This window comes from Pseudomonas sp. GL-R-19, from assembly GCF_019956375.1.
Lineage (GTDB): Bacteria > Pseudomonadota > Gammaproteobacteria > Pseudomonadales > Pseudomonadaceae > Aquipseudomonas.
Map to the genome: position 1 here is coordinate 14,020 of NZ_JAHBDJ010000008.1, position 17,789 is coordinate 31,808.

At 61.2% G+C, this 17,789-nt stretch carries 16 protein-coding genes; 9 read left to right on the forward strand and 7 right to left on the reverse strand.

Annotated features, from left to right (window positions below; genetic code table 11):
- Positions 1 to 82: 82 nt before the first annotated feature.
- Together rnhA and KGA83_RS04640 are read right to left on the reverse strand one after the other, a co-directional pair.
- Complete coding sequence (rnhA, locus tag KGA83_RS04635) at positions 83 to 535, reverse strand: ribonuclease HI (RefSeq protein ID WP_108215886.1); 453 nt, start codon at positions 533 to 535, stop codon at positions 83 to 85.
- A gap of 92 nt (positions 536 to 627) precedes the next feature.
- Positions 628 to 1,386 carry a class I SAM-dependent methyltransferase gene (locus tag KGA83_RS04640; protein WP_108215887.1) on the reverse strand — a complete coding sequence of 253 codons (759 nt, stop codon included), beginning with the start codon at positions 1,384 to 1,386 and terminating at the stop codon, positions 628 to 630.
- A gap of 65 nt (positions 1,387 to 1,451) precedes the next feature.
- Between KGA83_RS04640 and gloB the strand changes: the two genes are divergently transcribed.
- The 8 genes from gloB (at position 1,452) to fabI (ending at position 12,159) form a co-directional block, all read left to right on the forward strand.
- Positions 1,452 to 2,219 (forward strand): hydroxyacylglutathione hydrolase, encoded by a 768-nt coding sequence (gloB, locus tag KGA83_RS04645; protein ID WP_223528760.1) that lies wholly within the window; start codon positions 1,452 to 1,454, stop codon positions 2,217 to 2,219.
- 99 nt (positions 2,220 to 2,318) lie between these two features.
- Positions 2,319 to 3,749, forward strand: coding sequence for a transglycosylase SLT domain-containing protein (locus KGA83_RS04650; RefSeq protein WP_108215889.1), 1,431 nt, complete (start codon positions 2,319 to 2,321; stop codon positions 3,747 to 3,749).
- 225 nt (positions 3,750 to 3,974) lie between these two features.
- Complete coding sequence (locus KGA83_RS04660) at positions 3,975 to 5,795, forward strand: extracellular solute-binding protein (RefSeq protein ID WP_411741901.1); 1,821 nt, start codon at positions 3,975 to 3,977, stop codon at positions 5,793 to 5,795.
- The gene (locus KGA83_RS04665; protein WP_223528766.1) at positions 5,792 to 7,633 is read left to right on the forward strand and encodes an extracellular solute-binding protein; all 1,842 of its coding nucleotides are present in this window, start codon (positions 5,792 to 5,794) and stop codon (positions 7,631 to 7,633) included. Before KGA83_RS04660 ends, KGA83_RS04665 begins: the two co-directional genes overlap by 4 nt.
- 4 nt (positions 7,634 to 7,637) lie before the next feature.
- The gene (locus tag KGA83_RS04670) at positions 7,638 to 8,711 is read left to right on the forward strand and encodes a microcin C ABC transporter permease YejB (protein ID WP_008051869.1); all 1,074 of its coding nucleotides are present in this window, start codon (positions 7,638 to 7,640) and stop codon (positions 8,709 to 8,711) included.
- Position 8,712: 1 nt separating this feature from the next.
- Positions 8,713 to 9,732, forward strand: coding sequence for an ABC transporter permease (locus KGA83_RS04675; RefSeq protein ID WP_108215892.1), 1,020 nt, complete (start codon positions 8,713 to 8,715; stop codon positions 9,730 to 9,732).
- Position 9,733: 1 nt separating this feature from the next.
- Positions 9,734 to 11,344 carry an ABC transporter ATP-binding protein gene (locus KGA83_RS04680; RefSeq protein ID WP_108215893.1) on the forward strand — a complete coding sequence of 537 codons (1,611 nt, stop codon included), beginning with the start codon at positions 9,734 to 9,736 and terminating at the stop codon, positions 11,342 to 11,344.
- Positions 11,345 to 11,364: 20 nt separating this feature from the next.
- Positions 11,365 to 12,159 carry an enoyl-ACP reductase FabI gene (gene fabI, locus KGA83_RS04685; RefSeq protein WP_108215894.1) on the forward strand — a complete coding sequence of 265 codons (795 nt, stop codon included), beginning with the start codon at positions 11,365 to 11,367 and terminating at the stop codon, positions 12,157 to 12,159.
- Between the two features lie 194 nt (positions 12,160 to 12,353).
- Here the strand turns inward: fabI and KGA83_RS04690 are convergent, their stop codons facing one another.
- Positions 12,354 to 13,214, reverse strand: coding sequence for a LysR family transcriptional regulator (locus tag KGA83_RS04690; RefSeq protein ID WP_108215895.1), 861 nt, complete (start codon positions 13,212 to 13,214; stop codon positions 12,354 to 12,356).
- Between the two features lie 113 nt (positions 13,215 to 13,327).
- Here KGA83_RS04690 and KGA83_RS04695 point away from each other — a divergent pair, with 113 nt between their 5' ends.
- Positions 13,328 to 13,753 (forward strand): VOC family protein, encoded by a 426-nt coding sequence (locus KGA83_RS04695; protein ID WP_108215896.1) that lies wholly within the window; start codon positions 13,328 to 13,330, stop codon positions 13,751 to 13,753.
- Positions 13,754 to 13,891: 138 nt separating this feature from the next.
- On the opposite strand, the gene KGA83_RS04700 is transcribed toward KGA83_RS04695, so the two are convergent.
- The 4 genes from KGA83_RS04700 to KGA83_RS04715 all read right to left on the reverse strand — a co-directional run bounded on the left by KGA83_RS04700 (position 13,892) and on the right by KGA83_RS04715 (position 17,761).
- Complete coding sequence (locus KGA83_RS04700) at positions 13,892 to 14,473, reverse strand: GGDEF domain-containing protein (RefSeq protein ID WP_108215897.1); 582 nt, start codon at positions 14,471 to 14,473, stop codon at positions 13,892 to 13,894.
- Between the two features lie 73 nt (positions 14,474 to 14,546).
- The gene (locus tag KGA83_RS04705) at positions 14,547 to 15,128 is read right to left on the reverse strand and encodes a hypothetical protein (RefSeq protein WP_115947482.1); all 582 of its coding nucleotides are present in this window, start codon (positions 15,126 to 15,128) and stop codon (positions 14,547 to 14,549) included.
- A gap of 1 nt (position 15,129) precedes the next feature.
- Positions 15,130 to 17,298: a xanthine dehydrogenase family protein molybdopterin-binding subunit gene (locus KGA83_RS04710; protein ID WP_223528769.1), complete on the reverse strand. Its 2,169-nt coding sequence runs from the start codon at positions 17,296 to 17,298 to the stop codon at positions 15,130 to 15,132.
- A gap of 7 nt (positions 17,299 to 17,305) precedes the next feature.
- Positions 17,306 to 17,761 carry a (2Fe-2S)-binding protein gene (locus KGA83_RS04715; RefSeq protein ID WP_223528772.1) on the reverse strand — a complete coding sequence of 152 codons (456 nt, stop codon included), beginning with the start codon at positions 17,759 to 17,761 and terminating at the stop codon, positions 17,306 to 17,308.
- Positions 17,762 to 17,789 lie beyond the last annotated feature (28 nt).

The following is a 17,789-nucleotide window of genomic DNA, read 5'->3' on the forward strand; positions in this document are numbered from 1 at the left end:
GGAATCTTCGGCATATGGAGCTCAACTGTGGGAGCGAGCCTGCTCGCGATTGGCCGCAACCCGGTGTATCGGTTGAACCGAATCAGCCCTGCTTGTACCCGCGCACTTCATCGACGCCACGGTTGGCCAACTGGTCGGCTCGCTCGTTGCCGTGATGGCCAATGTGTCCGCGCACCCATTTCCAGGTGACCTTGTGGCGGTTGACCTGCTCGTCGAGCAACTTCCACAGGTCAGCATTCTTCACCGGCTCCTTCGCCGCGGTTTTCCAGCCGCGCTTCTTCCAGTTGTCCATCCACTCGTTGATGCCTTTCATCACGTACTGGGAGTCGGTCACCAGCAGCACATCGCAGGGACGCTTGAGCTCTTCCAGGCCGCGGATCGCGCCCATCAGCTCCATGCGGTTGTTGGTGGTATTGGCTTCGCCGCCCCAGAGTTCCTTTTCGACGCCCTTGCACACCAGCAGCGCGCCCCAGCCGCCAGGGCCAGGATTGCCCTTGCAGGCGCCGTCGGTGAACAGTTCTACGCTATCGCTCATGCCAATCTATCCAGAAAATGCGCTGGCCCGCCGATCGCTGATCGACAACGGCCGAAGCCGGGACAGGCCCGGCCGCAAATAAAAAGTATGTATTACGGTTCGATGTTGCGCCGGTTGACCTTGGCCATCGGCAAAGGAATCAGCTTGCCCATCGGCTCGCGCCGCTCCTGACGAACTGGTCGCAGGCCCACCACGATCTTGCGCGCCACCAACAGATAGAAGCCGCCGCCCGACAGTTGCCAGTCACCTGCCTTGCGCTCCCAACCGGCCAGGCGGGTCTGCCATGCCGGTGACGCAAGCGGCGGACGATAGCACCCGAAGCGGCGTTTCTCCAGCGCGAAGCCCAGCAGGTTCAGCCAGTCCGCGACCCGCGACGGCGAAATGCAGCGCGCCTTGCGCAGCGCATCCTGGGCAAACACATGCCGCAGCCCCCAAGTGCTCCAGGGATTGATGCCGACGATCAGCAAATGCCCCCCGGGCCGCACGCTGCTTGCCGCCTCGCGAAGCAGACCGTGGGGCGACAGACAGAAATCCAGACCATGCTGCAGCACCACCACGTCGGCAGCATGTTCACTCAACGGCCAGGCCTGTTCCTCACAGACGATCTCGACCCCCGGCAACGGCGCGCCAAGGCGCACATTACGCTGCACCTGCGGGGCTGACGGCGGGGTCTGGGCCGAGGGGCCGTAATGCACCAGATAACCACCAAAGAACCGCCCGAGTTCGTCTTCGAGCATGCGCCGCTCTTCGTCCAGCAGAAATTGCCCGATGGGACCGGCCAGCCACTCGCGGGCGGCGCTGATCAACGCCAGCCAGTCAGGATCGGCTTGTGCGAACGCTTTATCAGTCATTGCATTCTCCAACGCGCCAGGAAGTTCTAAGATGCGCCAATGTTTTCCGCTTGGCGAATCCGACGATGATACAGATCACTGCCCTGCCCGCCTTCACCGACAACTACATCTGGTTGTTACAAGACCACGACAGCAAACGCTGCGCGGTCGTCGATCCGGGTGATGCCGCCCCCGTGCAGGCCTGGCTCGGTGCCAATCCGGGCTGGGTACTGAGTGATATTTTGATCACTCATCACCATCATGACCACGTCGGCGGCGTCGAGTTGCTGAAAAAAGCGACGGACGCGAAAGTCTATGGTCCGGCCAGCGAAACGATCCCGGCGCGGGACGTTGCGCTCAAGGACAACGACAAGGTCAGTGTGCTCGGCCTGGACTTCGATATCTTCACGGTCCCTGGCCACACCCTGGGGCATATCGCCTATTACCATCACGGCTTGCTGTTCTGCGGCGACACCTTGTTTGCCGCCGGCTGCGGGCGGTTGTTCGAAGGCACGCCACAGCAAATGTACAGCTCGCTGACACGCCTCGCCGCGTTGCCGGAAGACACACTGGTCTACTGCACCCACGAATACACCCTCGGCAATCTGAAGTTTGCGGCGGCCGTCGAACCGAACAATCCGCACACCGCCGAGCGCCTGGCCAAAGTTACCCGCCAACGGGAATCCGGGATCATGACGCTGCCGTCGACACTGGCACTGGAAAAGCTCACAAACCCGTTTTTGCGCTCCGGTGAAACATCCGTTAAAGAAAAAGCGGACGAACGGACCGGCACCGATAACTCGGCGCCCGATATGGTTTTTGCTGCTATTCGAGCGTGGAAAGACACGTTCTAAAGGGATCTCGCAAGGTTGCAACAATTCTGAAAGGTTGACCGCGCAGGGTGCCCTTTCTAGAATCGCCCGACATTTTTGCCCGGAACTTACTTCCAGCCAATGTCGTCACCTATTCGCAAAGCCATCAGTTCAGACGCATTGACCCGCTTGGCTCAAGCCATTGCGGTGGCTGTGTCCGCCACCCTGGCGGGCTGTTCCAGCCATGCGCCGCAGACCGATGCGGCGCACGCGCAGAACATCGCCGCGCGCGCCAAGCAGAAGCCGATCTGGCTCAGCGAAAAACCCAGCCCGCAAATTCCGCAGGACGTCTGGGAGCGTATGCGCCAGGGCTTCCAGTTGCAGGACGGGCTGGGCGTCAACCCGCGCATCGAGCAACAGCGCCTGTGGTTCGCCAGCAATCCATCTTTCCTCGAAAACGCCGGCGAACGTGGCAGCTTATACATTCATTACATCGTCGAACGCCTTGAAGAGCGCAACATGCCACTGGAACTGGCACTGCTGCCAGTGATTGAAAGTGCCTACAACCCGATGGCCTATTCCCGGGCCGACGCGGTGGGTCTTTGGCAATTCATCCCCTCCACCGGGCGTTACTTCAACCTGCGTCAAACCCGTTTCTATGATGGCCGTCGCGACATCACCGCCTCGACCACCGCCGCGATGGATTACCTGAGCCGCCTGCACGACATGTTCAATGGCGACTGGTTGCTGGCCCTGGCGGCCTACAACGCCGGCGAAGGCACCGTCAGCCGGGCCATCGAGCGCAACGAGCGTCTCGGCCTGCCGACCGACTACTGGAACCTGCCGCTGCCCGCCGAAACCCAGGCCTATGTGCCAAAGCTGCTGGCACTCTCGCAAGTGGTGATGGCGCCGGAAGCCTACGGCGTGAACCTCAACCCGATCGCCAACGAACCCTACTTCCAGGTCGTCGAAATCAACCAGCGCATGGACCTGTCCAAAGTTGCTGAAGTCGCCAACATCGATGAAGACGAACTGTTCCAGCTCAACCCGGCCTTCAAGCAGCGCACCACCATCGACGGCCCGCAGCACCTGCTGGTGCCGACGTCCAAGGCGCAACTGCTGACCAGCAGCCTGCAGACCATGCGTCCTGAAGAGTTGATCAGCAAAAAATCGCTCAAGCCGGTCTTCGAAGGTGCCGACGACACTCAGGTCGCCAGCGTCAGGCGCTCCTACCGGGTCAAGCGGGGTGACAACCTCGGCGCCATTGCCAAGGCCAACGACGTTGACGTGAAGGACCTGCAACGCTGGAACAAACTGACTGGCAAGAACCTCAAGCCCGGCCAGACCCTGGTCATGCAGGACAACAGCAAACGCAGCTCCGGGCGCGTCAACACCGTGATTGCAGCCAATACCAAAAAACAGCAGACCACGTACAAGGTCCAGCAAGGCGACTCGCTGTACATCGTGGCCAAGCGCTTCAACGTGGAGATGCAGCACCTCAAGCGCTGGAACCCGCGTGTCGGCCAGGCGCTGAAGCCTGGCCAGATGTTGACGGTGGCCAATCCGCACTAAAACTGTAGGAGCAGCCGGTCGACGCTCGATTGCTCGCGAAAGTCGCCAACGATAACGCAGGCATTCTGGATAAATGCCGCGCCCTCAGGTTCTTCGCGAGCAAGCTCGCTCCTACAGGATTGCGACCGCCCAAATCTCCCGTCTTTTTCCTGTCCATACAAGCTGTTACTGTACGGTCCACAAAGCCCAAGCCGCCTGGATCGGATCTCCTATTTGAAGCGTCCCCTGCCCCTGCTCCTGATCAGCCTGGCGTTGAGCTCCACCGCAAGCGCGACGATCAGCGAAAGCCATGGTTATGCGCAATTCGGCACGCTCAAGTACCCGGCCCGATTTACCCACTTCGACTGGGTCAACCCGCAAGCGCCCAAGGGCGGTACGTTGCGGGTCATGGCGTTTGGCACCTTCGATACGCTCAACCCCTACACCTTCAAGGGCACCAGCCCGGTCACCACAGCGAATTTCCTGCAATACGGCATCAACGAGCTCAACGAACCGCTGATGGTCGGCACCGGGCAGTACGCGCCGTCAGGTGACGAGCCCGCGTCCAGCTATGGCCTGATTGCCCAGTCCGTGGAGTACAGCGAGGACCGCAGCTGGGTGGTGTTCAACCTGCGCCCCGAAGCACGCTTCCATGACGGTACGCCGATCACTGCCTACGACGTCGCGTTCTCATATCGTGTGCTGCTCAAGGAAGGCCATCCGCTGTACCGCACCAGCCTTCAGGAAGTGCTGCGGGTCGACATCCTCAACCCGCAGCGAATCCGTTTCGTGTTCAAGCGCGCCGGCAATCCGCTGCTGATCCTGCGCCTGGGTGAAATGCCGGTGCTGGCGCAGCACTACTGGGAGGGTCGCGACTTCAAGGCCACTACGTTCGAGCCGCCGTTGGGCAGCGGGCCATATCGCATCACCTCGGTCACGCCAGGACGGCAGATCGTCTTCGAACGGGTCAAGGATTACTGGGGCAAGGACCTGCCGGTCAATCGCGGCAAGTACAACTTCGACCGCATGGAAGTCGAGTTCTACCGCGACAGCGACGTGGCGTTCGAGGCATTCAAGGCCGGTGAATTCGACATCTACATCGAGCATCAGGCGAAGAACTGGGACACCGGCTACAACTTCCCGGCCATACGCCGCGGTGACGTGATCAAGGCGCAGATCCCCCACCAGATCCCGACCCAGACCCAGGGCCTGTTCATGAACAGCCGTCGCCCGGCATTCTCGGACGCCAGGGTCCGTGAAGCGCTGGGGCTGATGTTCAACTTTGAATGGACCAACCGCACGCTGTTCAGCGGCGCCTACCATCGTGCCATGAGCTACTACCCCAACAGCGAATTCTCGGCCAGCGGTTTGCCGGTCGGGCACGAATGGCTGTTGCTCAAGCCTTATCGTGAACAGCTGCCGGCCAGGCTCTTTACCGAGCCGTTCAGTCTGCCGCAGACCGACGGGCACGGCATCCCCCGAGAGACCTTGCGCAAAGCCCTTGACCTGCTCGCCGAAGCCGGCTGGAAGCTCAATGGCCAGCGTATGCAAAACGCCACCGGGCAACCCTTGCGGCTGGAGTTGCTGCTGGTCAACCCGAATCTGGAACGCATCCTCCAGCCTTACGTCGAGAACCTCGCCAGCATCGGCATCGACGCTCAGCTGCGCACCGTCGATCGCGCGCAATACAAGCAGCGCCTCGATCAATTCGATTTCGACATGATTCTGATGACCCTCAACCAGACACTCAGCCCGGGCCTGGAACAGTGGCAGTATTTTCACTCCAGCCAGGCCGGGGTCAAGGGCAGCAAAAACTACGCCGGCATTGCCGACCCGGTGGTCGACCATCTGCTCGAGCAGTTGCTGGCCGCCCGGACCCGCGATGAACAGGTCGCCGCCGGCAAGGCCCTCGACCGCGTGCTGTTGTGGCAGCACTACATCGTTCCCAACTGGTACCTCAATTATCACCGCCTGGCGTACCGCAACCGGCTCGCCTTCGTCACCACGCCGCCCTATACCCTGGGCCTGAACGCGTGGTGGCTGAAATCTTCGGAGAAAGATCAATGAAACCCATCCGCACCCTGCTCTTGCAGGCCAGCGGCCTGTTGTTCGCCGGGCTGGCCTGCGCCGCCCCGCAACACGCCTTGACCCTGTACAACGAGCCGCCGAAATACCCGGCCGACTTCAAACACTTCGATTACGTCAATCCCGACGCGCCCAAGGGCGGGATTTTCCGTCAGGCCGGTTTCGGCGGTTTCGACAGTCTCAACCCGTTCATCAGCAAAGGCGTGCCGGCGGAAGATATCGGCATGATCTACGACACCCTGGCCAAGCAAGGGCTGGACGAGCCGTTCACCGAGTACGGTTTGATCGCCCGCCTGATCGAGAAAGCCCCGGACAACGCTTGGGTGCGCTTTTACCTGCGCCCCGAAGCACGCTTCCATGACGGCCATCCGGTACGCGCCGAGGACGTGGTATTCAGCTTCCAGATGCTGACCAAGGACGGCGCGCCGATGTACCGCGGCTACTACAACGACGTGGCCGAAGTGGTCGCCGAAGACCCGCTCACCGTGTTGTTCAAGTTCAAGCACACCAACAACCGCGAGCTGCCGCTGATCCTTGGCCAGTTGCCGGTGCTACCCAAGCATTGGTGGGCCGACCGCGACTTCAACAAGGGCAACCTGGAAATCCCGCTGGGCAGCGGCCCGTACAAGGTCAGCGAAGTGAAGGCCGGACGCTTGGTGCGTTACGAGCGCGTCAAGGATTACTGGGGCAAGGACCTGCCGGTCAATCGCGGTTTCTACAACTTCGACGTTATGACCACCGACTATTACCGCGACAACACCGTGGCCCTGGAAGCGCTCAAGGCCGGGCAGTTCGACTATTGGCTGGAAATGAGCGCGAAAAACTGGGCCAACGCCTACAACACTCCGGCGATCACCGAAGGTCGACTGGTCAAGGAACAGATTCCCAACGGCAATCCGACCGGCATGCAAGGTTTCGTCTTCAACCTGCGCCGCCCGGTGTTCCAGGACGTGCGCGTGCGCCAGGCCTTGTCGCTGTTGCTGGACTTCGAATGGACCAACAAGCAACTGTTCAACGGTGCCTATGTGCGTACCCGCAGTTACTTCGAGAACTCGGAAATGGCCGCCACCGGCCTGCCTGATGCCGAACAGGTGGCGATCCTCGAGCCTTTGCGCAGCAAGCTGGCGCCGCAAGTGTTCAGCGAAGCGTTCCAGAACCCGACCACCGACGGTAGCGGCATGATCCGCGCCCAGCAACGGCAAGCCTATCAACTGCTGCAAGAGGCCGGCTGGCGCATCGTCGATGACAAAATGGTCGATGCCACCGGCAAACCGGTGGTCATCGAATTCCTGTTGGCCCAGACCGAGTTCGAACGGGTGCTGCTGCCGTTCAAGCGCAACCTGAGTGACCTGGGCATCGATCTGGTGATCCGCCGGGTCGATGTCTCGCAATACATCAACCGCGTGCGTTCCCGGGACTTCGACATGATCGTCGGCAGCTTCCCGCAATCCAACTCGCCGGGGAACGAACAACGGGAATTCTGGATGTCGGCCGCTGCCGACAAACCCGGCAGCCGCAATTCCATGGGCCTGAAAGATCCGGTGGTCGATCAACTGGTCGAGCAATTGATCAACGCCGATTCGCGCAGCAGCCTGGTGGCCCACGCCCGCGCGCTGGACCGCGTTCTGCAATGGGGCTATTACGTAATACCCAACTGGCACATCAAGACCTGGCGCGTGGCGTACTGGAACCACATCGGCCATCCAAAGGTCTCGCCTAAATACGACATTGGCACGGCCACCTGGTGGATCAAGCCCGACATCAAGCCGGCGATAGAAGTCGAAACCACACTGCAGGCCGATCCTGCAGGCACGGAGTAATCAGATGCTGGCGTATATTTTTCGGCGACTGCTGCTGATCATTCCGACCCTGTTCGGCATCTTGCTGATCAACTTCGTGATCATCCAGGCCGCTCCGGGCGGGCCGGTGGAACAGATGATCGCCAAGCTCGAAGGCTTCGAAGGTGCCACCAGCCGCATCGCCGGCGGCGGTGCCGAAGTTTCGGTGGCCGGCTCGGCCTATCGCGGTGCCCAGGGCCTGGACCCGGCGCTGATCAAGGAAATCGAGCACATGTACGGCTTCGACAAATCGGCGCCGGAACGCTTGTGGATCATGGTCAAGAACTATGCGTCCCTGGATTTCGGCGATAGTTTCTTCCGCGACGCCAAGGTCATCGACCTGATCAAGGAAAAGATGCCGGTCTCGATCTCCCTCGGACTATGGAGCACGCTGATCATGTACCTGGTGTCGATCCCGCTGGGGATCGCCAAGGCCAAGCGGCACGGCAGCCACTTCGACGTCTGGACCAGTTCGGCGATCATCGTCGGCTACGCGATCCCGGCATTCCTGTTCGCCATCCTGTTGATCGTGGTGTTCGCCGGCGGCAGTTACCTGGACTGGTTCCCGTTACGCGGGCTGACCTCGAACAACTTCGATGAACTGAGCATGGGCGGCAAGATCCTCGACTACTTCTGGCACCTGGCGCTGCCGGTGACCGCACTGGTGATCGGCAACTTCGCGACCATGACCCTGCTGACCAAGAACAGCTTCCTCGACGAAATCAACAAGCAGTACGTGATCACCGCCAGAGCCAAGGGCCTGACCAACCACCGCGTGCTTTACGGCCACGTGTTCCGCAACGCCATGCTGTTGGTGATCGCCGGCTTCCCCTCGGCCCTGATCGGCATCTTCTTCACCGGCTCGTTGCTGGTGGAGGTGATCTTCTCCCTCGACGGCCTCGGCCTGATGAGTTTCGAAGCGGCGATCAACCGTGATTACCCGGTGGTGTTCGGCACGCTGTTCATCTTCACTTTGCTGGGGCTGGTGGTGAAACTGATCGGCGACCTCACCTACACCTTTGTCGATCCGCGCATCGATTTCGAAAGCCGGGAGCATTGAGATGAACCTGTCCCCTCTCAATCGCCGACGCTTCGAACTGTTCAAGGCCAACAAGCGTGGCTGGTGGTCGCTGTGGCTGTTCCTGATCCTGTTTGGCGCAAGCCTGGGTGCGGAGCTGATCGCCAACGACAAGCCGCTGGCGGTGCATTACGACAACAACTGGTACTTCCCGGCGCTCAAGCGTTACCCGGAAACCACCTTCGGCGGCGAATTTCCACTGGAAGCCAACTACAAGAGTCCGTACATCCGCGAACTGCTCAAGGCCAAGGACGCCTGGGTGCTGTGGGCGCCTATTCCCTACAGCTACCAGAGCATCAACTACGACCTGAAAGTCCCGGCCCCGGCACCGCCCTCGACGGACAACCTGCTGGGCACCGACGATCAGGGCCGCGATGTGCTGGCCCGGGTGATCTACGGCTTCCGCATTTCGGTGCTGTTCGCCCTGACCCTGACCGTGCTCAGTTCGATCATCGGCGTGTTCGCCGGGGCCTTGCAGGGTTTCTACGGTGGCTGGGTGGATCTGGCCGGGCAACGCTTCCTGGAGATCTGGTCCGGGCTGCCGGTGTTGTACCTGCTGATCATCCTCGCCAGTTTCGTGCAACCCAATTTCTGGTGGTTGCTGGGGATCATGCTGCTGTTCTCGTGGATGAGCCTGGTGGACGTGGTACGCGCCGAATTCCTGCGCGGGCGTAACCTGGAATACGTACGCGCCGCCCGCGCCCTGGGCATGCAGAACGGTGCGATCATGTTCCGCCACATTTTGCCCAACGCGATGGTCTCGACCATGACCTTCATGCCGTTCATCCTCACTGGCGCCATCGGCACATTGACCGCCCTGGACTTCCTCGGTTTCGGCCTGCCGGCGGGCAGCCCGTCCCTGGGTGAACTGGTGGCCCAGGGCAAGTCCAACCTGCAGGCGCCCTGGCTGGGCATCAGCGCGTTTGCGGTGCTGGCCTTGATGTTGAGTTTGCTGGTGTTCATCGGCGAGTCAGCTCGCGATGCCTTCGACCCGAGGAAGTGAAATGAATCAGCACAATCTGATCGAAGTGCGCAACCTGGCCGTCGATTTTGTCGTCGGCAATCGCTGCCAGCGGGCGGTCGAAGGCGTCAGCTTCGACATCAAGCGCGGTGAAACCCTGGCGTTGGTCGGCGAGAGCGGCTCCGGTAAATCGGTCACCGCACATTCGATCCTGCGCCTGCTGCCCTACCCGCTCGCCCGGCACCCGTCCGGCACCATCGAATATTCCGGACAGAACCTGCTGGACCTGAAAGAAAAAACCATCCGCCACATTCGCGGCAACCGCATTGCGATGATCTTCCAGGAGCCGATGACCTCGCTCAATCCCCTGCACTCGATCGAAAAGCAGATCAACGAGGTGCTGGGCATCCACAAGGGCCTGACCGGCAAGGTCGCGACCAAGCGCACCCTGGAGCTGCTGGAGATGGTCGGCATTCCCGAGCCGCACATGCGCCTCAAGGCCCTGCCCCACGAGCTGTCCGGCGGCCAGCGTCAGCGGGTGATGATCGCCATGGCCCTGGCCAACGAGCCGGAACTGCTGATCGCCGATGAGCCGACCACCGCGCTGGACGTGACCGTTCAGCTGAAAATCCTCGAATTGCTCAAGGAACTGCAGGCCCGATTAGGCATGGCGCTGCTGCTGATCAGCCACGATTTGAACCTTGTGCGAAGAATTGCGCATCGCGTATGTGTCATGCAGCAAGGTTGCATCGTCGAACAGGCATCGTGCGAAGAGCTGTTCCGCGCGCCGCAGCATCCGTACACTCGGGAGCTGCTGGCAGCGGAGCCCGGCGGCAAGCCTGCAAGCAACGTGATCGGCCCGCCCTTGCTGGCGGTCGAGGACCTGAAAGTCTGGTTTCCGATCAAGAAAGGCCTGCTCAAACGCACGGTGGATTACGTCAAGGCGGTCGACGGCATCAATTTCAATCTGCTCCAGGGCCAGACCCTGGGGATCGTGGGCGAAAGCGGTTCCGGCAAATCGACCCTGGGCCTGGCGATTTTGCGCTTGATCGCCAGTAAAGGCGCGATTCGTTTTGAAGGCCAGCAGCTGGACTGCCTGACGCAGCAACAGGTCCGGCCGCTACGGCGGGAGATGCAAGTGGTGTTTCAGGATCCGTTCGGCAGCCTGAGCCCACGGATGTGCGTGAATGACATCGTTGGCGAAGGCCTGCGAATCCACAAGATGGGCACCGGGGCGGAACAGGAACAAGCGATCATTGCAGCACTCAAGGAGGTAGGCCTGGATCCGGAAACCCGGCACCGCTACCCCCACGAATTTTCCGGCGGGCAACGGCAGAGAATCGCCATTGCCCGGGCATTGGTGTTAAAACCGGCGTTGATTTTGCTGGACGAGCCGACTTCGGCCCTCGACCGCACGGTACAACGCCAGGTAGTGGAGCTTTTGCGTTCGCTGCAAACCAAGTACAACCTGACGTATCTGTTTATCAGCCATGACCTGGCTGTGGTGAAAGCGCTGAGCCACCAGTTGATGGTGGTCAAGCATGGCCAAGTGGTCGAACAGGGAGACGCGCAAAGCATTTTTGCCGCCCCCCGACATCCGTATACACAGCAGTTGCTGGAAGCCGCTTTTCTGGCTCCGGCCACTGCGCAATAACCTGAAAAGAGGAGCAACACATGGGTTTTCTCGCCGGTAAGCGCGTACTGATCGTCGGTGTCGCCAGCAAGCTGTCCATCGCATCCGGCATCGCTGCCGCCATGCATCGCGAGGGCGCTGAGCTTGCCTTCACTTATCAGAACGACAAACTCAAGGGTCGTGTCGAAGAGTTCGCACAAGGCTGGGGGTCGAGCCCTGAGCTGTGCTTCCCGTGCGACGTGGCCAGCGATGAAGAAATCGCCAAGGTCTTCGAAGCACTGAGCAAGAAGTGGGACGGCCTGGACTGCATCGTGCACTCCGTAGGCTTCGCACCGGGCGACCAACTGGACGGCGACTTCACCGAAGCCACCACCCGTGAAGGTTTCCGCATCGCTCACGACATCAGCGCCTACAGCTTCGTGGCCCTGGCCAAGGCTGGCCGCGAAATGATGAAAGGCCGCAACGGCAGCCTGCTGACCCTGTCGTACCTGGGCGCCGAGCGCACCATGCCGAACTACAACGTCATGGGCATGGCCAAGGCTTCCCTGGAAGCCGGCGTACGTTACCTGGCCGGCTCCCTGGGCCCGGAAGGCACGCGCGTCAACTGTGTATCGGCTGGCCCGATCCGCACCCTCGCCGCTTCCGGCATCAAGAACTTCCGCAAGATGCTGGCCGCCAACGAAGCGCAAACCCCGCTGCGCCGCAACGTCACCATCGACGAAGTCGGCAACGCCGGCGCCTTCCTGTGCTCGGACCTGGCGTCCGGCATCAGCGGTGAAATCATGTACGTGGACGGTGGCTTCAACACCACGGCCATGGGCAGCCTCGAAGAGTAATCTTCGGTCAGCCAAAAAACCCGCCTCTTTTGGCGGGTTTTTTATGCCTGCGATTTCCCCGGGCGATGCAGCCCCCCTGTAGGAGCGAGCTTGCTCCGGGCGGCGTTCCGACGAAAAACCCGGGCACGCCGCGTTCATCCAGACTGCGCGCGTTATCGTTGACGACCTTCGCGAGCAAGCTCGCTCCTACAGGGTTAGTGTTGTGTCAGACATTGCGCAAACAACTGCTGAATCGGCTGCATTCGCTGGCTGTACCGCTGCAACAACACAATCTCCCGATAGAACGTCAACTCGCCCAAGGGGATGACTCGCACCCTGGCCCCGTGCTCAAGCCACAACCCGGCTTCGGGCAATAGCGAAACCCCCAACCCACATTCGACCATTTTCACGATGGCCTCCAGTTCATCCAGCTCCAGCGCCACCTGCACCTCAATCTTCTGTTCGCGCAGAAATCGCGTCACCAGCCGCCCGCCAAACGAATTGCGGTCGTAGCGCACATGCGGGTGCCGGGCGAGCAGTTGCAACGGATCATCACCGTCCAGATCCGCCGGTACGATGAGCACGAATGGCTCCCGGCGAATCACCTGCGCGGACAATTCCTTGGGCAACTCGAACGGCGGTTTGATCAGGATCGCCAGGTCCACTTCTCCGGTGTCCACCTGACTCAGCAGGTTCAGTGACACCCCGGGCACCAGCTTGGGCTCCAGCAAGGGCGCCTGTTGGCGCAAGCGCACCAGCGCCTGGGGCAGCAGCCCGGTCTGGGCGGTCGCCACCGCGCCGATTTTCAGTTCGCCACGGTACTCACTGACATCGTCACTGACGGCCATACGACTGAAGGTCTCGAGCATTTCCCTGGCCATCGGCAACGCACGCTGCCCCGCCGCGTTGAGCAGCGCCTGACGCCCGGTGCGGTCGAACAGACGGATGCCAAGGGCCTGTTCCAGGTTGCGAATCTGCGCGCTGACCGCCGATTGCGTCAAGCCGATGTGCATGCCCGCAGCGGCAAACGTGCCGTAACGCGCCACCGCGATAAAGGTTTTCAGTTCTCGCAGCATGGCGGCCTCGATTGATCGAAATAATTTGAGCTCGACGCAAAAATTATCGTCTTTCAATCAAAAAGCACAGAGCTAAACTCGACACGTCCACACCCACCAACGAGGTTCGCCTGATGCAACTGTCCCCTTTTCACTTGGCCATCCCGGTCCACGACTTGCCGGCCGCCCGACATTTCTATGGTTCAGTGTTTGGCCTGGAAGAAGGTCGCTCCAGCGACCATTGGGTGGATTTCAATTTCTTCGGCCATCAACTGGTGATTCACCTTGCACCGAAAACCCCTGCGCAAGTAGCCGCGCACACCAATGCCGTGGATGGTCACGATGTGCCAGTGCCGCATTTTGGCGTGGTGCTCGGGATGGCGGAATGGGAGGCGCTGGCCGAGCGGCTGAAGTCACTGCAGACACGCTTCGTGATCGAACCGGGAATCCGTTTTCAGGGGTTGGTGGGCGAACAGGCGACGATGTTTCTGTTTGATCCATGCGGGAATGCACTGGAGTTCAAGGCGTTCAAGGACATTGGGCAGTTGTTTGCCAAGTGAGGATATGCGGTGCCTGTCAGGCCGCCTTCGCGGGCAAGCCCGCCCCTACAATGGCCGGCGTTGTTCGCAAATTGCCGGTTCACTATAAAACCCTGTAGGAGCGAGCCTGCTCGCGATGAGGCCCGCCAACACAACTGCCTAACGGCTCATCACCCGCTCGGCCTCACCCAGCAGCTCCTCGACCGAGTCATGAACAACGGGATCATATTCAACCTGGGTAACACTGAACCGAATGTCATAACTGCGATGGGCCGCGGCATTGCGCTCATCGAGAATCTCATTGAGCCGGGCCTTGATCGCCTCAATCTCCACGACGCTGGAACCGGTCAGCAACGCCACGAACCGGTCGCCTTCGAGTCGGCCGACCACATCGCTTTCACGAAAACCAATACGCAGGACATCGGCGAATGTCTTGAGCGCATCGTCTCCTTTGGTCCGGCCATACAGATAGCAGATGTGTTTGAATTCATCGAGGGTGAAGTACAGCAGCGTCGCCGGCGTCTCCAGCTCCCGGCAGGCGTCCAGCCCAAGTTGGGCCAGTGCGGTGAAGCCATGGCGATTGGAGAGCAGCGTCAGCTCGTCCATGCTCGCCATCTGCACCCCCGCCAGCTCTTGCTCGGCCTGACGCGCCAGATCCCGCAGCCGTTCACGTTCCTGCTGTGGCGTGAGCAACGGGTTTGCGGATCGACCCGATTTGCCCGCTTTACCTGAAATCAACATCGTTCACTCCTTGGCGGGTATGCACATTAGAGTCGCCCATACCCGCATTGACTCCCTGTTAGTGTGCCACTGGTCAGCTACCCGCCACAGGGCACGGCCCTCCTGCATCGGCCCAGCGCTTGAACCGGGTGACGAAGATATCGTGTGGTACCGGCACCGGCGCGCGATTGCCGCCCGGATTCCAGCCCCACAGCACCAGTTTGTCGTCGCTGACGTGTTTGATCAGCGCGGCGAAATCCCGATCGCCATTGCTGGAGCGATCCTTGATCATCGCGCACAGCCGGTCGGCCGGCAGGCCAATCCAGGCCATCCGCTGTGCTGCCGGCGGCAGGCTCCAGTGTGGCGCCCCGGGCGGCGCGTGCGGACCGTAACTGGCCGGCGGATTGCTTTGGGCATGGCACGTTGCACAGGGCAACCCGGCCGAGCCCTTGCCGTCCATGCCGCGCACGACATTCATCGCGTGGGGCACGCCGGCATCGAATTGCAGCGGCGAATCACCGGGAATGTGGCAGTTCTGACAACGCGGGCTCTGGAAGACTTTCTGCACGGTGTCGAACGCCTGCAAGGCCTCGCGGTCTTCGGCGAACACGTGCGATGCGTAGGCGATGAGACAGATCAGGATCACCGTCCCAAGCAACCAATGATGTCGTTTCATCTCACACCCCCGACAGCTGCAACGGCAGCTCCCGCAGGCGCTGCCCGGTCAGGGTAAACACCGCGTTGGCCACCGCCGGTGCCGTGGGAGGCACACCGGCTTCGCCGATACCGCCGGGTTTGTCGCTGCTGGGCACGATATGCACTTCAACCACCGGCATTTCGTTGAGCCGCAGCACCTGATAGTCGTGATAGTTGGACTGCACCACCTGCCCGTCCTTGAGCGTCAGTTTGCTGTGCAAGGCGAAGCTCAGGCCAAAGGTGATACACGACTCCATCTGCGCAGCGATGCTCTGCGGGTTGACCGCAATGCCGCAGTCCACCGCACACACCACCCGGTGCACGCGAATGGCGAGGTTGTCCTGGGACACCTCGGCCACCTGGGCCACGTAACTGCCGAACGATTCATGCACCGCCACGCCCAGCGCATGGCCGTCCGGCAGCGGCGCCGTCCAGTTGGCCTTCTCCACCGCGAGGTTCAGCACACCGAGGTGACGCGGATGGTCCCTGAGCAAGGTGCGTCGATATTCCACCGGATCCTTGCCGGCCGCCGTGGCCAGCTCATCGATCAGCGATTCCATGACAAACGCGGTATGGGTGTGCCCCACCGAACGCAGCCACAACACGCTGATCCCGGTTTTCGGTGAGTGCAGTTCGATCTGGTGATTGGCCAGTCCTTCAAAGTAAGGGCTGTCGGCCACGCCTTCGACGGAGGTCTTGTCGATCCCGTCCTTGACCATGCTCGCTTCAAGGGAAGTCCCGGCCATGATCGACTGCCCGACCAGCACATGTTTCCAGGCCAGCGGCAGGCCGTCGGCACCCAACCCGATGCGCGCATGGTGTAGGAACGCCGAGCGGTAATAGCCACCGCGAATGTCATCCTCCCGCGCCCATACGGTTTTCACCGGTGCACCGGCGGCCTTGGCGACGTACACCGCTTCGCTGACGAAGTCCGAGGTCGGATTGGCCCGACGCCCGAAGCCGCCACCGAGAAACTCGGTATGGATTTCGACCTGCTCGGGTTTGAGCCCGGTGATTTTCCCGGCGACCATTTGGTCCAGGGTCTGGAACTGGGTGCCGGTCCAGATTTCGCACTTGTCCTTGGTGACGCTCACCGTGCAGTTCAGTGGCTCCATCGGCGCGTGGGCCAGATAAGGCACGCTGTATTCAGCATCAATCGTCTTGGCCGCTTTCGCCAGCGCAGCCTGGGTATCGCCGGCCTGACCGGCGTTCAGGCCGGGGGTGGCAGCAAGTTTGCGAAAGCTTTCCAGCAGCGCCTGGCTATTGAGCCCGGCATTCGGCCCCGGGCTCCACTCGATTTTCAGCGCATCGCGCCCCAGCTTCGCCGCCCAAAAATGATCGGCGATCACCGCGATGCCCGTCGGTACTTGCACCACTTTGTGCACCCCCGGAATCGCCAGCGCCTCGGCGCCTTCAAAGGATTTCACGCTGCCGCCGAAGGTGGGTGAACGGGCGACCATCGCAGTCATCAGCCCGTCGAACTGCACGTCCATGCCGAATTTCGCCCGGCCAGTGATTTTCTCCGGCGTGTCCAGACGCTTGGTGGGTTTACCGATCAGCCGCCAGTCTTTAGCGTCCTTGAGTTTGATCGAGGCCGGGTCCGGCCGTGGCAATTGCCCGGCGTCATCGGCCAACTCGCCATAAGTTGCACGATGCTCACCGGCAATGACTACGCCCGATTCGGTATGAATCTCGGATGGAGCGACGTTGAAACGCTTGGCCGCCGCGTCGATCAGCATCAAACGTGCCGCCGCGCCGGCCTGGCGATAGCGGTCGAACTCCATCCAGGTCGAGGTCGAACCACCGGTGATCTGCATCCCGCCAAACCCGGGCATGCCGTATTCGGCGGCCGATGCCGGGGAATGCTCGACGCGGATTTTCGACCAGTCGGCGTCGAGTTCTTCGGCGACCAGCATGGTCAGGCCGGTCCAGATGCCCTGGCCCATTTCCGAATGGCCGAGCAACACGGTGACGCTGTTGTCATTGCCAATGCGCAGGAAGGCATTGGGCGCAAACACATTGCCCTGGTTCTCTGCGCCCATGGCGAACCGATGAGCGCCAGGAATGACAAAGGCGACCACCAGTCCACTACCCAGCAACGCACTGCCCTTGAGAAAACCACGGCGCGATAACGCGTTGATGCTGTTCATGGCCACCTCAACCCAGCGCGGCGGCGCGCTTGACCGCCGCGCGAATCCGCGGGTAAGTGCCGCAGCGGCAGATGTTGCCGGACAGTGCCTGATCGATGTCGCTGTCGGTCGGTTGCGCAATTTTCGCCAGCAACGCCGCCGCCGACATGATCTGCCCGGACTGGCAGTAACCACACTGGACCACGTCAAGTTCCGCCCAGGCCTTTTGCACCGGGTGCGAACCGTCCGCGGACAGGCCTTCGATGGTGAGAATTTTCTGTCCATGGGCCACGGCGGTGGCCGGTGTGATGCAGGAGCGTAGCGGAGCGCCATCGACGTGCACGGTGCAGGCTCCGCATTGGGCTATGCCACAGCCGAATTTGGTGCCGGTGAGGTGGGCGACATCGCGCAAGACCCAGAGCAGCGGCATGTCGGCGGGGACATCCAGCTCCTGATCCTGGCCATTGATGTTCAGGGTCAGCATGGCGCAATTCCTCAGACTCAGGGTGATC

Excerpts from the sequence above, each read along its gene's own strand:
- rnhA (WP_108215886.1), bottom strand. The coding sequence starts at position 535 with ATGAGCGATAGCGTAGAACTGTTCACCGACGGCGCCTGCAAGGGCAAT.
- KGA83_RS04640 (WP_108215887.1), bottom strand. The coding sequence starts at position 1,386 with ATGACTGATAAAGCGTTCGCACAAGCCGATCCTGACTGGCTGGCGTTG.
- gloB (WP_223528760.1), top strand. The coding sequence starts at position 1,452 with ATGATACAGATCACTGCCCTGCCCGCCTTCACCGACAACTACATCTGG.
- KGA83_RS04650 (WP_108215889.1), top strand. The coding sequence starts at position 2,319 with ATGTCGTCACCTATTCGCAAAGCCATCAGTTCAGACGCATTGACCCGC.
- KGA83_RS04665 (WP_223528766.1), top strand. The coding sequence starts at position 5,792 with ATGAAACCCATCCGCACCCTGCTCTTGCAGGCCAGCGGCCTGTTGTTC.
- KGA83_RS04670 (WP_008051869.1), top strand. The coding sequence starts at position 7,638 with ATGCTGGCGTATATTTTTCGGCGACTGCTGCTGATCATTCCGACCCTG.
- KGA83_RS04675 (WP_108215892.1), top strand. The coding sequence starts at position 8,713 with ATGAACCTGTCCCCTCTCAATCGCCGACGCTTCGAACTGTTCAAGGCC.
- KGA83_RS04680 (WP_108215893.1), top strand. The coding sequence starts at position 9,734 with ATGAATCAGCACAATCTGATCGAAGTGCGCAACCTGGCCGTCGATTTT.
- fabI (WP_108215894.1), top strand. The coding sequence starts at position 11,365 with ATGGGTTTTCTCGCCGGTAAGCGCGTACTGATCGTCGGTGTCGCCAGC.
- KGA83_RS04690 (WP_108215895.1), bottom strand. The coding sequence starts at position 13,214 with ATGCTGCGAGAACTGAAAACCTTTATCGCGGTGGCGCGTTACGGCACG.
- KGA83_RS04695 (WP_108215896.1), top strand. The coding sequence starts at position 13,328 with ATGCAACTGTCCCCTTTTCACTTGGCCATCCCGGTCCACGACTTGCCG.
- KGA83_RS04700 (WP_108215897.1), bottom strand. The coding sequence starts at position 14,473 with ATGTTGATTTCAGGTAAAGCGGGCAAATCGGGTCGATCCGCAAACCCG.
- KGA83_RS04705 (WP_115947482.1), bottom strand. The coding sequence starts at position 15,128 with ATGAAACGACATCATTGGTTGCTTGGGACGGTGATCCTGATCTGTCTC.
- KGA83_RS04710 (WP_223528769.1), bottom strand. The coding sequence starts at position 17,298 with ATGAACAGCATCAACGCGTTATCGCGCCGTGGTTTTCTCAAGGGCAGT.
- KGA83_RS04715 (WP_223528772.1), bottom strand. The coding sequence starts at position 17,761 with ATGCTGACCCTGAACATCAATGGCCAGGATCAGGAGCTGGATGTCCCC.